The sequence below is a fragment of the Paenimyroides ceti genome (assembly GCF_030409925.1).
Genome location: NZ_JAUFQU010000074.1, coordinates 1 through 12,131, shown reverse-complemented (window position 1 = coordinate 12,131; position 12,131 = coordinate 1). Strand labels below are relative to the sequence as shown.

Here is a 12,131-nt window from a genome sequence, read left to right as displayed (position 1 = left end):
CGTATAGTTGTATAAGTTCTACTTCCTGCCAAAGAGATTTTGAGCCTACAACATCAGCATCACACTGATAAAAACTCTGAATCTTCCTTTTTGAGGATTATCTGCCCGCCACACTGGTTGTATCTGATAGCGTCTGAATGGAAAATCAATCTCATTCTGATGTTGTACAACATAACGGGCAAAAGGAACTGTTAAATCATACCGAAGTGCTTTCTCTGACAATGAATTAGAAAAAAAGTGCCAGATTATTCTCTTCCCGTGCCTGTATATTGGCTTTCTTTACTTTATCTCCTGAATTCAATATTTTAAAAATCAACCGGTCACCTTCTTCCCGTATTTACCCATCAAAGTATCTAAATTTTCAAAAGAAGGTGTTTCGATAGGCTGAAAACCAAAATGCTCAAAATGTTTTTTAATCGTAGCAATTATATACTGACGTTTGTTACTTCATTTGGAGAAAAAATCTCTTGTACCTTTTGGAATACTTGGTTTTTTGTGCCATTTTTAAACTATTTATTATTTTTATTTATAACCTTATAAAAAGATCGGTCAACAAATATCCTACTTTATTTTTTCGGAATAAAATAATTTTGATTTTATTGTAACATTTTTAGTACTGTAACTACCAATAGATATATGTTGAAAACTGCTTTTTGAAAATACAAAAATTGCATTAGGCGCTATCCGAAGCCAATTATTGCGTACCATACTTACGCGGTATTTATCATAGCGTCTGGTATATGGGCGTTGGTAGGTATTTTATCTGCTGTTAGCGCACTGGAAAATACTTTGTTTAGCAATTTCGCCTCAATGGGCGCCAACACCTTTAACATCAGCCGATATGATTATTCATCACAGATCAGTTCAGGAAATAATGATGTAAAAATAAATCCGGTTATTAATTATAATCAGGCAAAAGCTTTTAAAGAAAGCCTTGATAAATCATATATTACAACGTCAATTTCTTTCACAGCATCAAGTACTACAGAGGTAAAATACGAATCTAAAAAGACAGATCCGGAAGTATCGATTATCGGAGCGGACGAATATTATTTTACGAATAGCGGACTTGAATTTGAAAACGGAAGACCGTTTAATGAATTCGATGTAAAAAACAACAATGCTGTCTGTATTTTAGGAGCTGATTTTGCAAAAGGCCTTTTTAAGGACACTAATCCTATTGATAAAATAGTATCCATTCGCGGAACGAAATTCAAAGTCATCGGAATTTTAAAAGAAAAAGGATCCATCTTTGGCAATAAGCAGGATTTAAGAGCTTTTATCCCTCTGAATATTGCCCGTGGTATTTTTACTTTAGCCAATATTGATTATGAGATACAGACACTGGTCACTCAGAATGAGTTGCTCAATACCACAATTGACGAAGCTACTCTCAAAATGCGTCAGATAAGAGGCCTAAATCCGTCTCAGGAAAGCAACTTCGGAATCCGCAGAAGTGATGATTAATAGAATCTCTTAAGAATCAGACGGTAATGCTTACCGCTATTGCCTGGATGATAGGGGTTATTACCATTTTCGGCTCTTCCATTGCTCTTATGAATATTATGTTGGTTTCTGTAACGGAACGAACTAAAGAGATCGGAATCCGCAAATCACTCGGCGCTAAGAAAAACACCATTTTATTTTCAGTTTTTTACAGAAACTATTGTCATCAGTCAATTAGGTGGATTGGTAGGAATGATTCTGGGATTGCTTACCGGTTATATTTTTACAAAAATCATTGGTTTTGCATTTGTAATTCCGTGGATGGCAATAATAGCTGCTATCATCACTTCTTTTGTAGTTGCCATTATTTCCGGCCTATACCCGGCAATAAAAGCTTCAAAACTGGATCCGGTAGAGGCTTTGCGTTATGAATAAATACGACAACTCACAGATAAAAAATGAGACATAACACACCTTACAGGTAATGATGTCTCATGATTTTTAAAAAGAATTTTTATTTTTCTCAAGCAACATTTTATATAAGCTCGGGCTTCAGTTGTCGGGTCAGCCGCTAATGACTTTTCGTAGAAAACAACTGCCTGTTTAGTATCGTTCAAAAATTCATGCAGAAATTCCCAAACTCAGATAGTAATTAGACTGATCTGTTTTGCCCATAGAAACAATAGAAGATTCCATAGATTTTAAATTCTCGATAGCAATAGCAATAATTCATTCTCTCCACCTTGTGCCAATATCTGCTTTTTCATATTGTCTTTAATCGTGTTCAGAGATTTTACATAAATATCACAGTTATTAACCAAATCTTCTGCTGCATTTACAACAATTTCTCTGCCGAACAACTTTCCTTTATCGAATTCTGAAAGGGAAGCATCATATCCTTTCGTAGCGATAAGCGCTCTGAAAGCAGCCTCATCTTTTTCTCTTTTCTTAAAAAAGTCTTCTACACATTTAATAGTTTCCCTCCTATCAATTGTTCAGGAGTTTTATCAGATTGTTTGCTCAGACAATCGCAATATTCAGTAGCGAAGTCTTTTTCTAATTGTTTCTGAGTAAGCTCTTTTTTGCATGAAACCAGCAAAAATAAAGCAGAAACAGCCCATACTATTTTCATAATTTATTTTTTAATGAATCACAAAAGTACTTTTTAATAAAGCATATACCTACAAACCTGTTATACATTTTAGTAAATCTACCCTATGGTTTTAAGATAAAATCGTCTTTTGTTACTTTTTCTCAGCATGAACCATACGATCATTTCCTCTCATATCTTTTCTGAGTTCAGTAGTTTTCAAGCGTGTATTTTCAAACAGCGCTAATGTTTTCATTAGCCAGATACTGATTGATTTCAAAAAACAAGTGTCCGCCAGGGAGCCAGAAACGCATCTGCCAGTTCCGTAATCTTACGATAAAACAGTAACGGATTACTATCATCTAAAACAAAGCGAGATGAGGCTCATATCCCAGGACATTTTTCTGAATTTCAATTTTTTCAAGATGGCGTACATACGGTGGATTCGAAACAATAAGATCATATTCTTCGATAGAAACAGTTTTGAGAACATCCTGATGTAAAAAACGCACCGATACGCCATTATGATCTGCATTTCTTTCGCAACTTCCAATGCTTTTTCAGATACATCCATAGATGTAACAACAGCATTGGAAATATTTTTTGCAAGTGTAACCGGTATGCATCCACTCCCGGTACCGATATCCAGAATACGCCATTGCTTTAAAGGTTGCTGTTTTACCGTATGTATAATCCATTCCACCAGTTCTTCCGTTTCGGGTCTCGGTATGAGGGTATGTTCATTTACTGAGAATTCCAATCCATAGAAATAAGCTTTACTAAATACATACTGTATCGGCTTTTCTGTAAGCAATTGTTCCAGTACCCCCTGCCATTGCGCAAGCTGTTCAGCACTCAGCACAACCTCTTGCAGTACCAGATCTACCCTGCGCATATGCATCAACTCATCCAGTGCTATATAAAAAAAGCTGTTGGCCTCTTTCTTCTTCTACAACGGTAAGTAAAGCATTTATAAATTGTGTTTTATAGTCTTTTAAATTCATCTATTCGTTTTAAACTTTTAAATTTGCAAAAAACTGCTCATGACACCACACACGAAAATACATGGATCGCTGTTTACAACTTGCCGGATTGGTTTGGCAGCTGCAATGCCTAACCCTTCGGTAGGTGCTGTTATTGTGTACAAAGATACGATTATTGGTGAAGGATTCACATCTGCTTATGGGGGAGCTCATGCAGAAGTCAACGCCATTAACAGTGTGTAGAAGATCAGGAGTTGTTACAGCAATCTACTCTGTATGTTTCATTGGAACCCTGTAGTCATCATGGCAAGACACCTCCCTGTAGCGATTTGATTATCACAAAAAAATACCACGGGTAGTAATAGGATGTATCGATACTTTTGCTGAAGTTTCCGGTAAGGGAATCAAAAAACTTCAGGATCACGGTATAGAAGTGACATTAGGCGTTCTGAAGAACAATGCCGGGAATCTCATAAAAGGTTTTTGCTTACCACGAAAAAAAAGCGTCCGTATGTAATTTTAAAATGGGCAGCTTCAGCTGATGGTTTTATCGCACCCTTACATAAAGAAGAACTCAAACCCGTTTGGATTTCTAATATATATTCCCGACAACTCACTCATAAATGCGAAGTGAAGAGCAAGCTATTCTGGTGGGAACACAAACCATCATTGATGATAATCCGTCTCTGACCGTCAGAAGCTGGAAAGGGAGAGAAACCCATAAGAATGTATATAGACCGGGATTTAAAAATCTCCTCAGCGTATGCTATCACTGATGATTTCGCTTCAACCATTTGTATTACCGCGCAATCTGAAACACCTATAGACACCGTTTCCTATGAAAAATAGATTTTGAAACAGCTGTCATACCGCAGATTATGGACATTTGTTACAAGCGTCAGATTCAATCCATTATCATTGAAGGCGGACTCCAAACATTACAGGCTTTTATTCAAGCTAATATATGGGATGAAGCACGTATTTTTGAAAGCAATATCGTACTTAATAATGGTATAAAAGCTCCTTTGATAAGAACTTATAAAAGCCGGACTGTTGAATCTGTTGCAGAAGACCGTCTGCTCCTTCTAAAAAACAACTGATTTGGAAAAAGATACTTATAAAACACTGGTAACCGCCTCAGAAGAAATCCTTTTTAAAGAAAAAAACAGTAAGTTTTATGGTTATGCGTATCCGGTAACAACGGAAGATGAAGTAAAAGAACTGTTGGAAAAATTAAAAAAAGAGCATTACACAGCACGCCACTGGTGTTATGCTTTTCAATTAGGAACTCAACAGATATATTCCGTGCCAATGACGATGGCGAACCTAATAATAGTGCGGGAATGCCTATATACGGACAGATTCAGTCTTTTGATGTCACCAACGTTCTTGTAGTGGTTGTGCGCTACTTTGGCGGAATAAAATTAGGTGTTGGCGGTCTGGTACAGGCTTATAAAACAGCAGCACAAATGGCTCTGGAAGTGGCAGAAATTGAGGAACGAAACCATAGATGTACACTTTATCGTTTCATTTGATTATAAAAATATGAATAAGGTAATGCGCATTATAAAGGAAAAAACACATACAGCTCATACGCCAAAAAATGGAGCTGAGCTGTGAGTTTGAATTAGCTGTCCGTCTACAGGAAGCAGCAGCTGTACATGATGCTTTTGATCAGGTATATGAAGTGGAAATCCGTTATAAAGACGAAAAATGATCAGTTTTCATATTCCATCGATTTTCTAAATTTCTGGCATGCTCCTGTAAAAACTGGATATAGGTAATCGACTTTTGTACCATATGAATATCAAATCCCTCCTGTTCAACTATTGTATAGATGAATAAATTAAAATCTTCAGGTTTGATTTTGAGCTCTTCCTGTAAATATTCTTCAGGAAAAATCTGTTTAAATTTCTTTACATTAGTTTCGTTAGTCTCTAATTTCAACCAGTTTTTCAGCATTTTGTGACGTCCGGAAAGGCGGTTTAGCAATCCATCCAGCTTTACACCTGTAACTCCTTCTCCGGGAGAAAACTGATTGCTTGCATATAATGATTTCTCAGCTGGTGTCATATCCATTTTACCAAACCCTAAAGAAGCATTCAAAGTATCTGTTTTATCAATATAAAGTTCTTTAAGCACCGTCATATTACTTGATAAAAAAATATCGAGTCGGTTGCGTTTTAATATCGGATCAGAAATAGTGATCTTCTGCTCGATAAACTCTATATGAGAAAAGACAGTAATCATTTAATTTTGCTTTTATCTGATAACTCCTTTTCTTCCGTATACACTTCTTCACCTGAAGTAACATTGACCACGCGACCGGATCAGTTATTTCATGCTGTGTACTCACTGTCCCCTTTAACAACTTCCGATCCTGACCAAAAACAAACCGAAGTAACGAATAGTAAAAAATAAAATTGCTTCATACGTTTTCTTGTAAAAATACATTTTCTTACGCGAATCAAAACACGTATTAACATTTAGTTAAACATAGGGTCCAATTCAGATGTTTTTCAGCTTATCCAGAATATAATCCGGTGGTGCTACCGGACGGCCTGTTTTCATATCAACAAAGACCACATGGAGTATCCGGTTGTTAACAACTCCCTTTTTCATTATGTATTTCATGTCAAATTCTATCTTCACAGAAGACTGTTTTTTAAAGATGGTTGTGATGGTAAGCAAGGTCATCATACCGGGCAGGTTTTTTATAATCCATACTCAAAGAAACTACAGGCAGCATGATACCATTTTCTTCCATCCACTTATAGGAAACACCTTGATTTCTAAGCCATTCCACTCTTCCTATTTCAAAATACTGTGCATAATTTCCGTGATACACTACTCCCATCTGATCGGTTTCTGCATAACGAACACGCAGACTGACATCGAATTTTTTCATTATTTTTTATCTTATTTTTAGGTTGATATTGAATTAAATATTACTTACAATTTTTTTTTTAAAAATCAAACAGCAAATAGTTTTTTTTAAACAAATTTTGTTCACATATTTGTCATACTAAAAGAAGAGAATTATCTATTTTTCTTTCATGACCAAATTAACAAAATAATATTCACAAAAAAATGCTTGATTATACGAATAAAACTGCAGAATCTGTATGGACTCGTTGTCTTCAATTCATAAAAGACAATATAGATGAGCAAGCTTTCAAAACATGGTTTGAACCGATTGTTGCAATTGAACTGACTACAGAAAATGCATTGTATATTCAGGTACCCAGTAAGTTTTTTTTATGAATGGCTGGAAGAACATTATGTAAAGATATTAAAAATCAGCTTTGATAAAGGAACTGGGACATAATGCCCGGCTTCTTTATAAGATTCGTATGGAAAATACGCAGGGCAACAAGCAGCCTTTTACGGAACAACTACCAAGCAGTCAGCGTGAACCTGTAAAAGACTCAGGAGCTCGACGTACCCATACAAACAAAAAATCCGGAAATCAAAAATCCTTTTGTGATTCCGGGTATCCGCAACGTAAAAATAGAATCACAACTCAATTCCAACTACAGCTTTGATATATTTTCTGGAGGGGGAATCGAATCGCTTAGGTCGTAGTGCAGGTATGGCAGTTGCCAACAAACCCGGAGGAACTGCTTTTAATCCTTTAATGATCTACGGAGGTGTGGGTCTGGGAAAACTCACTTAGCGCATGCAATCGGAGTAGAGATCAAGTACCATAAGTACCTCCGATAAGCACCAGAGCAATAAGGGCAGCGATGAATTTTTTGTTAGAAGGATTTTTTACTTCTGACGGATTGTTATTGATATCTTCCATTTTTGTTTGAGACTATTTAGTAATTATAATTGACCGTTTGCTAATAACATCGTATTGTTTTTCGATAATATTGGCTTTTGAAATTGCCTGATTGATTTTACTTTGCAGCTGCTGTACATCTGCTTCCAGTAAATCATCTGTATCAGCTACTCCGTTGTCGTATTTGTCTTTGACAATGCGGTAGTTTTCTGTTGCCTGAATTACAGCCTGCTCATATACTTTTTGTTGTTCCTGAGCCAGAATATATATTTTCGTTGGCTTGCTGTACCTGTATTTTTACTCGATCGTTCATGATGCCTGTTGTTCTTCTATTTCAACGACACGGTTTTTGGCAAATGTTTACATTGCGTTTGTTTTTGTATAATGAGCCTAAATCATAGACAGACCAACTCCAATATCATGGCGTTTTTTTACTGTTATGACATCCTGTAGTCCAAAAGCGGTATAGCCTCCGGATAAAGCAATGCTGGGAAGATATGAGGCTTTGGATATGTTTACCTGATCAATTGCCATCTGATGCTGGCTTTCCAGTGCTTTTTAAATCGTTGCGGTTTTCTATAGCTACCTCATAATCTGATGTTTGCTTTATACTGCTGTCAGCGCAAAGGTGATGGATCCTATTTTGGTATCTTCCGGCAACTGGATGTAAATTGACGAGTTGGTAGTTGACTAATTCACGTTTTTATTTGCTTCCTGCAGGGCTACTTTGTAATTGGAGAGTTGCAGTTCTCCTTTCAATAAATCATTTCGTGCCAGTAATCCGTTTGCTTCCATAGCTTTGAAATCCTCTACCTGACGTGTGGCACGTCTGATGTTTTCTTCCATCAGCACTACGGTTTGCTGTGCTTTGTATAATGTTACATAGAGCTTTATCGCCTGTGCTGCCAATTGATCTTTGGTGTTCAGAGCATTAAATTCTTCTGCCTGTACGGCATTTTCAGCCAGGTGAATACCATTTCTGATTTTTCCGCCGGCATAGAGAGGGCATGGTCACACTTGCCTGACCCAACATGAGCTGATGCGTACTGATGTCTGGCGCTCCGCCTTCTCTGTTGATCGGAATTTTGATGTTGACATCCGGAGTTGACATCATCAGATATTGTCCGCTAATTTTGGCATCCGGCAATACATTACTTTTCGCTGCATCGCGTTCCAGTTTCCGACTCATGATTTTGGTGTCGGTTGCTTTGGCTTCTTTACTTTGCGTAGTTGCCAGTTCTATGACTTCGTTAATGTTCAGATTTACTTTTTCCTGAGCAAACAGAGAAAAAGTTCCGAATACGAGCCATGTACCCAGCCACGCTGCTTTATTCTTCATAGGTTAAAAGCGCTTTTATTGTTTTGTGAATATGATCTGTTAGTTCGTTTTCGATATAGCTGAGGTATTCCTCTTCTGTGTGAAATTCCAATACATGCTGTAAAAAAGACCGGTTCATCTGAAAGTTCATAAATGTACCCATCATGGTAGCATGAATCAGGAATAGGGTTGTGTTTTTTGTTAAAAACACCTTCTTCTATTCCTTTGTTTATGACATTTCCAATGACTTCAAGATTGAATTTTTTGAGATCGGTAAATGCAGGAGATATTATAATCGCTTTTTAATAGTACCTTCTACTGCAAGGATCTGATACAGTCCGGCATTGGTATTCATTGCTTTTATATATGTATCAATAAGTATTTCTAAGCGCTCGAAAGAGGAAATGTTTTTATTGTATATGGCATCGGTTTTCATTTTAAAGCCTGAAATACGATCTTCAAAACAGAGTTTCGAGGAGTTTATCTTTTGATCCAAAATAATAGGAGATCATGGCTACATTTACATTTGCCGCTTTTTGCAATGTCGCGAACTGATGTGCCATCAAAGCCTTTCGTGGAGAATAGTACTTCTGCTGCTTCTAATATTTCTATTTGCTTTTCGTTCATGCTCAGTTGAATAATAATTTGATAGTACAAATTTAAAACAAACGTTTAATTTAAACAATTGTTTAAATTTGTTTTTTTTTAATTTTTTATTCTTATAGGCCAAGCGTGTTTGTAGAGGGTTTTTTCCGCAAAATGTAATGCGTTATTTTGTTTTTTTATTGTTTGAATTTCAGTTGTTTAGGTGTTTTTTATGTGAAAGTGTATGTTTTTTTTCTTTTTGATGCAAGATTTTGAAAAAAACCGGATTTATATAAGTGAGTACTCAAAGAAAATCTAAGTAAAAATCAATTTAAAAATGAAAAATAAGATGAAAACAAATGTAGGATACAAAAGTTTGTTAATAATGTTTGCTCTTTTAGGGCTTTCACTCACTTCTTGTGATAACAAAGATGATGGAACACCTGTTCCTGTTAAAACAGATGATGTAAATGGTATTTACAGCGGTAAAGTTACAACAACTCAGGGTACTGCAAAAAATGAAGCGACTATTTCCTTTACAGCTAATAAAAATGTTATTACATTTGATGAACTTCCTGTAAAAGAGATTGTAAGGTCTGTGGTAAAGGATGCTGCAAAAGCAGAAGCTGCTTTAAAAACGATTGGAAAGGTGAAGTATGAACTTAATTATACGCCTGCTTTGAATAAAGCTAAAACAGCAATTGAATTAACATTTGCGCCTAAAACACTTGAAATTAAGGTTCCGGTTGATGGGGCTACTAAAAATGTAGTGGTTACTTTTTTCGAGCCCGCAAAAAGGTGTTTTAAAAGCAGAAAACCCTTAAGTTTGATTTAACGCAGATAAAATAACTTCTGATGGCGCGGCAGTAACTCCATATACTGCTGTAAAATACAGTTTTCCAAACTTTTTGAAAAAATAGTAAACAAATCAGTAAAAACAAACGGTTGTATCACAAAAGTACAGCCTGTTTTTAGCTAAATTATTATTCTAATGTAATACCAGTTAAGATCTTCAATACCTAAATGATCTCTGAAAATATAAACCGAACAACAACTGGTGCAACGCCTGTTTTCGAAAGACCGAGCAGCATGGAAGGAATTTTATGATTCCTACTCCGCAGGTCTTACTTATGTTTGTATGCGTTATATCAAAGAACCTGAAGATGTTAGAGATGTGTTGCAGAATAGTTTTGTAAAGATGTTTCATGCGATAGATACTTTTCAATATAAAGGGAAAGGCGCATTGAAAGCGTGGAGTACACGCATAGTAATCAATGAGTCGCTCCAACAGCTCAAAAGTATTTCAAAATTTGAAAAAGTAAACACTCCTGAAAATCTGCCCAATGAGGAAGAGGAAAGAAAATCCGGATTTGATGGATATCCCCGAATCTGATATCCTTGAGATGATACTCTCTCTCCGGATGGATACAGAACGGTTTTTAATCTGTATGTATTTGAACAAAAAAGTCATAAAGAAATAGCAAAACTGCTTGCCATTGCAGAAAATTCTTCTGCTTCTCAATTTCACAGAGCTAAAAAGATACTGATGCAAAAAATTAATTCTTACAGACAGTTAAAAAAAGATATTTTATGAAAGAGAGATGGTTAGATGATTTGAAGAAGAAGATGGAAGGGTATAAAGAGACCTCTCCTGAACATTTATGGAATGCTATTGATCAGGAACTTTTTTCTAAAAAAGAAGCAAAAATAATTCCATTACTTTCTGAACTCAACGGTAAAAGTAAAGAGGAGAAGCGTTTTAAAAAGCGCCAAAAAAGAAAACAGATCATCCGTGTTGCAGCGTCAGTAGTTGTTTTGATTACTGCGGTTTTACATTTTATACAAACAACAAACAAACAACAGTCATACATTCAACTATTACAGATTCTCAGATACAGCCTGAAAAAAAATTGCCTGAGACAGGTGAATATGAGCTCATCAATCCTACATCGGAATCTGCTCTTACGAAAACAATACCGCAAAAAAAGATGTCATTATAAACAAATCAAAGATCGGATCAACACATTATTCTCAATATCCAGATGAACAATCCAACGTTTGATTATGTGTATGGGAAGAGAGAAGTAATAGAACCACTACCTGATGAAAAATCAGATAACCCGTCGCAGGACACGTCAGATCAGCAGATCGCAGGTCATGAGACGAAGATGATACAAAATGGAAACAATGGGACAGAAGATTTGGTTATCACTACTTTTTCTGATGAAAAACAATCACTGATGACGGAAGATTCAGTTTTACGTACTCCGCAAAAAAAATGGAGTTTAGGGCTTTTGTCGGACAATTTTCGTCTAATTCTACTCAGCAAGTCAGCGGATATGCTATGATGAACGGAGATCCTATGGATGCAACTGTTGATTCAGAGGGTAATTATACAGAAGATCCGCTAAACAATATCATTGTAGGTAATCAGGAAAACAGGTAGAGACGAAAATTCGTCATAAAACACCTGTACGCATGGGTGTTTCCCTATATTATCCTTTAGGAAATAGTTGGGCGGTTAATTCGGGTATTACTTATACCAAACTTTCATCTGATTTGTATCTGGAAGTGCTGCTTACAGGTATAACAGCCGACAGCAGGCTTCACTATATAGGTGTTTCCGCTTCAGCTGATTTATACTATATGGAGTGCGGGACGTTTGACAACCTATGCCAATATGGGTGTTCTGTTGAAAAAGTGGTTTACGGTACTCTGAAAACAGATTATATTGTGGATAGTGTTTTACAGGAAAGTACTCTTGAGAAAGATCAGATCAAAAACGATACAAACTTTCTTAATGCAGGATTAGGGGTGAACTATAGTATTACCGATCATGTAGGAATCTATTTTGAGCCCGGTATCCGTTATCATTTTGATGATAAAAGTACTGTTTATACGATTTATAAGGACAAGCCTCTGAAT

General features: G+C 36.2%; 26 protein-coding genes and 8 pseudogenes. 15 read left to right on the top strand and 19 right to left on the bottom strand.

Annotated features, from left to right (window positions below):
• Positions 1-483: pseudogene (locus QW060_RS24790) on the bottom strand (ATP phosphoribosyltransferase regulatory subunit); the annotation flags it as partial.
• A gap of 78 nt (positions 484-561) precedes the next feature.
• Positions 562-708 carry a hypothetical protein gene (locus tag QW060_RS24785; RefSeq protein ID WP_290365366.1) on the bottom strand — a complete coding sequence of 49 codons (147 nt, stop codon included), beginning with the start codon at positions 706-708 and terminating at the stop codon, positions 562-564.
• Here QW060_RS24785 and QW060_RS24780 point away from each other — a divergent pair.
• Positions 647-1,881: pseudogene (locus QW060_RS24780) on the top strand (ABC transporter permease). The gene QW060_RS24785 and the pseudogene QW060_RS24780 sit on opposite strands and share 62 nt — an antisense overlap.
• Here QW060_RS24780 and QW060_RS24775 read toward each other — a convergent pair.
• The 5 genes from QW060_RS24775 to QW060_RS24755 form a co-directional block, all read right to left on the bottom strand.
• A complete protein-coding gene (locus tag QW060_RS24775; RefSeq protein ID WP_290365365.1) occupies positions 1,872-2,063 on the bottom strand; it encodes a hypothetical protein in 192 nt (63 codons plus the stop codon). The pseudogene QW060_RS24780 and the gene QW060_RS24775 overlap by 10 nt on opposite strands.
• A gap of 84 nt (positions 2,064-2,147) precedes the next feature.
• A complete protein-coding gene (locus QW060_RS24770; protein ID WP_290365364.1) occupies positions 2,148-2,306 on the bottom strand; it encodes a hypothetical protein in 159 nt (52 codons plus the stop codon).
• Positions 2,307-2,407: 101 nt separating this feature from the next.
• Positions 2,408-2,578, bottom strand: coding sequence for a hypothetical protein (locus tag QW060_RS24765; protein ID WP_290365363.1), 171 nt, complete (start codon positions 2,576-2,578; stop codon positions 2,408-2,410).
• Between the two features lie 191 nt (positions 2,579-2,769).
• On the bottom strand, positions 2,770-2,898 hold the full coding sequence (locus tag QW060_RS24760) for a hypothetical protein (RefSeq protein WP_290365362.1): 129 nt from the start codon (positions 2,896-2,898) through the stop codon (positions 2,770-2,772).
• Positions 2,895-3,437 (bottom strand): N5-glutamine methyltransferase family protein, encoded by a 543-nt coding sequence (locus tag QW060_RS24755; RefSeq protein WP_450091488.1) that lies wholly within the window; start codon positions 3,435-3,437, stop codon positions 2,895-2,897. Before QW060_RS24755 ends, QW060_RS24760 begins: the two co-directional genes overlap by 4 nt.
• A 142-nt stretch (positions 3,438-3,579) precedes the next feature.
• Here QW060_RS24755 and QW060_RS28225 point away from each other — a divergent pair, with 142 nt between their 5' ends.
• Positions 3,580-3,762, top strand: a complete 183-nt coding sequence (locus QW060_RS28225; protein ID WP_317623244.1) for a hypothetical protein — start codon at positions 3,580-3,582, stop codon at positions 3,760-3,762.
• Positions 3,763-3,820: 58 nt separating this feature from the next.
• On the opposite strand, the gene QW060_RS28220 is transcribed toward QW060_RS28225, so the two are convergent.
• Entirely contained in the window at positions 3,821-3,943 is a 123-nt protein-coding gene (locus QW060_RS28220; protein WP_317623243.1) for a hypothetical protein, read from the bottom strand.
• A 59-nt stretch (positions 3,944-4,002) separates the two neighbouring features.
• On the opposite strand from QW060_RS28220, the gene QW060_RS28215 reads away from it, so the two are divergent.
• The 3 genes and pseudogenes from QW060_RS28215 (at position 4,003) to QW060_RS24745 (ending at position 5,236) form a co-directional block, all read left to right on the top strand.
• Positions 4,003-4,209, top strand: coding sequence for a hypothetical protein (locus tag QW060_RS28215; RefSeq protein ID WP_317623242.1), 207 nt, complete (start codon positions 4,003-4,005; stop codon positions 4,207-4,209).
• A pseudogene (locus QW060_RS28735) lies at positions 4,143-4,619 on the top strand (RibD family protein). Before QW060_RS28215 ends, QW060_RS28735 begins: the two are co-directional and overlap by 67 nt.
• 1 nt (position 4,620) lies before the next feature.
• Positions 4,621-5,236, top strand: a pseudogene (locus tag QW060_RS24745) (IMPACT family protein).
• Here the strand turns inward: QW060_RS24745 and QW060_RS24740 are convergent.
• Positions 5,218-5,769, bottom strand: a complete 552-nt coding sequence (locus QW060_RS24740; RefSeq protein ID WP_290365361.1) for a hypothetical protein — start codon at positions 5,767-5,769, stop codon at positions 5,218-5,220. The pseudogene QW060_RS24745 and the gene QW060_RS24740 overlap by 19 nt on opposite strands.
• Between QW060_RS24740 and QW060_RS24735 the strand changes: the two genes are divergently transcribed.
• The gene (locus tag QW060_RS24735) at positions 5,749-5,940 is read left to right on the top strand and encodes a hypothetical protein (RefSeq protein ID WP_290365360.1); all 192 of its coding nucleotides are present in this window, start codon (positions 5,749-5,751) and stop codon (positions 5,938-5,940) included. The two genes, QW060_RS24740 and QW060_RS24735, sit on opposite strands and share 21 nt — an antisense overlap.
• A gap of 87 nt (positions 5,941-6,027) precedes the next feature.
• On the opposite strand, the pseudogene QW060_RS24730 reads toward QW060_RS24735, so the two are convergent.
• Positions 6,028-6,427: pseudogene (locus tag QW060_RS24730) on the bottom strand (acyl-CoA thioesterase).
• A 182-nt stretch (positions 6,428-6,609) separates the two neighbouring features.
• Between QW060_RS24730 and QW060_RS24725 the strand changes: the two are divergent.
• Positions 6,610-7,221, top strand: a pseudogene (locus QW060_RS24725) (DnaA N-terminal domain-containing protein); the annotation flags it as partial.
• Positions 7,222-7,336: 115 nt separating this feature from the next.
• On the opposite strand, the gene QW060_RS28730 reads toward QW060_RS24725, so the two are convergent.
• Entirely contained in the window at positions 7,337-7,525 is a 189-nt protein-coding gene (locus tag QW060_RS28730) for a hypothetical protein (RefSeq protein WP_397386135.1), read from the bottom strand.
• Here QW060_RS28730 and QW060_RS24720 point away from each other — a divergent pair.
• A complete protein-coding gene (locus tag QW060_RS24720; protein ID WP_290365359.1) occupies positions 7,516-7,704 on the top strand; it encodes a hypothetical protein in 189 nt (62 codons plus the stop codon). The genes QW060_RS28730 and QW060_RS24720 overlap by 10 nt on opposite strands.
• On the opposite strand, the gene QW060_RS24715 is transcribed toward QW060_RS24720, so the two are convergent.
• The 7 genes and pseudogenes from QW060_RS24715 to QW060_RS28725 all read right to left on the bottom strand — a co-directional run.
• Entirely contained in the window at positions 7,694-7,837 is a 144-nt protein-coding gene (locus QW060_RS24715) for a hypothetical protein (RefSeq protein ID WP_290365358.1), read from the bottom strand. The genes QW060_RS24720 and QW060_RS24715 overlap by 11 nt on opposite strands.
• A gap of 156 nt (positions 7,838-7,993) precedes the next feature.
• A complete protein-coding gene (locus tag QW060_RS24710; protein WP_290365368.1) occupies positions 7,994-8,269 on the bottom strand; it encodes a TolC family protein in 276 nt (91 codons plus the stop codon).
• Positions 8,262-8,642, bottom strand: a complete 381-nt coding sequence (locus QW060_RS24705; protein ID WP_290365357.1) for a hypothetical protein — start codon at positions 8,640-8,642, stop codon at positions 8,262-8,264. Before QW060_RS24705 ends, QW060_RS24710 begins: the two co-directional genes overlap by 8 nt.
• Positions 8,632-8,832: a hypothetical protein gene (locus tag QW060_RS24700; RefSeq protein ID WP_290365356.1), complete on the bottom strand. Its 201-nt coding sequence runs from the start codon at positions 8,830-8,832 to the stop codon at positions 8,632-8,634. Before QW060_RS24700 ends, QW060_RS24705 begins: the two co-directional genes overlap by 11 nt.
• Positions 8,833-8,910: 78 nt before the next feature.
• Complete coding sequence (locus QW060_RS24695; protein WP_290365355.1) at positions 8,911-9,117, bottom strand: hypothetical protein; 207 nt, start codon at positions 9,115-9,117, stop codon at positions 8,911-8,913.
• On the bottom strand, positions 9,080-9,184 hold the full coding sequence (locus tag QW060_RS24690) for a TetR family transcriptional regulator (protein ID WP_290365354.1): 105 nt from the start codon (positions 9,182-9,184) through the stop codon (positions 9,080-9,082). Before QW060_RS24690 ends, QW060_RS24695 begins: the two co-directional genes overlap by 38 nt.
• Before the next feature lie 10 nt (positions 9,185-9,194).
• Positions 9,195-9,248, bottom strand: a pseudogene (locus QW060_RS28725) (hypothetical protein); the annotation flags it as partial.
• 295 nt (positions 9,249-9,543) lie between these two features.
• On the opposite strand from QW060_RS28725, the gene QW060_RS24685 reads away from it, so the two are divergent.
• Positions 9,544-10,041 (top strand): DUF4840 domain-containing protein, encoded by a 498-nt coding sequence (locus tag QW060_RS24685; protein WP_290365353.1) that lies wholly within the window; start codon positions 9,544-9,546, stop codon positions 10,039-10,041.
• Here the strand turns inward: QW060_RS24685 and QW060_RS24680 are convergent.
• Positions 10,038-10,160: a hypothetical protein gene (locus QW060_RS24680; RefSeq protein ID WP_290365352.1), complete on the bottom strand. Its 123-nt coding sequence runs from the start codon at positions 10,158-10,160 to the stop codon at positions 10,038-10,040. The two genes, QW060_RS24685 and QW060_RS24680, sit on opposite strands and share 4 nt — an antisense overlap.
• Positions 10,161-10,263: 103 nt before the next feature.
• Here QW060_RS24680 and QW060_RS24675 point away from each other — a divergent pair, with 103 nt between their 5' ends.
• The 6 genes and pseudogenes from QW060_RS24675 to QW060_RS24650 all read left to right on the top strand — a co-directional run.
• Positions 10,264-10,599 (top strand): RNA polymerase sigma factor, encoded by a 336-nt coding sequence (locus QW060_RS24675; RefSeq protein WP_290365351.1) that lies wholly within the window; start codon positions 10,264-10,266, stop codon positions 10,597-10,599.
• Positions 10,550-10,687, top strand: coding sequence for a hypothetical protein (locus QW060_RS24670; protein ID WP_290365350.1), 138 nt, complete (start codon positions 10,550-10,552; stop codon positions 10,685-10,687). The genes QW060_RS24675 and QW060_RS24670 overlap by 50 nt, the downstream gene beginning before the upstream one ends.
• Positions 10,651-10,800 (top strand): sigma factor-like helix-turn-helix DNA-binding protein, encoded by a 150-nt coding sequence (locus tag QW060_RS24665; protein WP_317623245.1) that lies wholly within the window; start codon positions 10,651-10,653, stop codon positions 10,798-10,800. Before QW060_RS24670 ends, QW060_RS24665 begins: the two co-directional genes overlap by 37 nt.
• The gene (locus tag QW060_RS24660) at positions 10,797-11,252 is read left to right on the top strand and encodes a hypothetical protein (RefSeq protein ID WP_290365349.1); all 456 of its coding nucleotides are present in this window, start codon (positions 10,797-10,799) and stop codon (positions 11,250-11,252) included. Before QW060_RS24665 ends, QW060_RS24660 begins: the two co-directional genes overlap by 4 nt.
• Positions 11,249-11,554 (top strand): hypothetical protein, encoded by a 306-nt coding sequence (locus QW060_RS24655; protein WP_290365348.1) that lies wholly within the window; start codon positions 11,249-11,251, stop codon positions 11,552-11,554. Before QW060_RS24660 ends, QW060_RS24655 begins: the two co-directional genes overlap by 4 nt.
• Before the next feature lie 130 nt (positions 11,555-11,684).
• Positions 11,685-12,131: pseudogene (locus QW060_RS24650) on the top strand (hypothetical protein); the annotation flags it as partial.

Coding starts and splice junctions, on each gene's coding strand:
- QW060_RS24785 (WP_290365366.1), bottom strand. CDS start 708: ATGGTACGCAATAATTGGCTTCGGATAGCGCCTAATGCAATTTTTGTA.
- QW060_RS24765 (WP_290365363.1), bottom strand. CDS start 2,578: ATGAAAATAGTATGGGCTGTTTCTGCTTTATTTTTGCTGGTTTCATGC.
- QW060_RS24760 (WP_290365362.1), bottom strand. CDS start 2,898: ATGATAGTAATCCGTTACTGTTTTATCGTAAGATTACGGAACTGGCAG.
- QW060_RS24755 (WP_450091488.1), bottom strand. CDS start 3,437: ATGCATATGCGCAGGGTAGATCTGGTACTGCAAGAGGTTGTGCTGAGT.
- QW060_RS28225 (WP_317623244.1), top strand. CDS start 3,580: ATGACACCACACACGAAAATACATGGATCGCTGTTTACAACTTGCCGG.
- QW060_RS24735 (WP_290365360.1), top strand. CDS start 5,749: ATGAGAAAAGACAGTAATCATTTAATTTTGCTTTTATCTGATAACTCC.
- QW060_RS24740 (WP_290365361.1), bottom strand. CDS start 5,769: ATGATTACTGTCTTTTCTCATATAGAGTTTATCGAGCAGAAGATCACT.
- QW060_RS24715 (WP_290365358.1), bottom strand. CDS start 7,837: ATGGCAATTGATCAGGTAAACATATCCAAAGCCTCATATCTTCCCAGC.
- QW060_RS24705 (WP_290365357.1), bottom strand. CDS start 8,642: ATGAAGAATAAAGCAGCGTGGCTGGGTACATGGCTCGTATTCGGAACT.
- QW060_RS24690 (WP_290365354.1), bottom strand. CDS start 9,184: ATGGCACATCAGTTCGCGACATTGCAAAAAGCGGCAAATGTAAATGTA.
- QW060_RS24685 (WP_290365353.1), top strand. CDS start 9,544: ATGAAAAATAAGATGAAAACAAATGTAGGATACAAAAGTTTGTTAATA.
- QW060_RS24670 (WP_290365350.1), top strand. CDS start 10,550: ATGAGGAAGAGGAAAGAAAATCCGGATTTGATGGATATCCCCGAATCT.
- QW060_RS24660 (WP_290365349.1), top strand. CDS start 10,797: ATGAAAGAGAGATGGTTAGATGATTTGAAGAAGAAGATGGAAGGGTAT.
- QW060_RS24655 (WP_290365348.1), top strand. CDS start 11,249: ATGAACAATCCAACGTTTGATTATGTGTATGGGAAGAGAGAAGTAATA.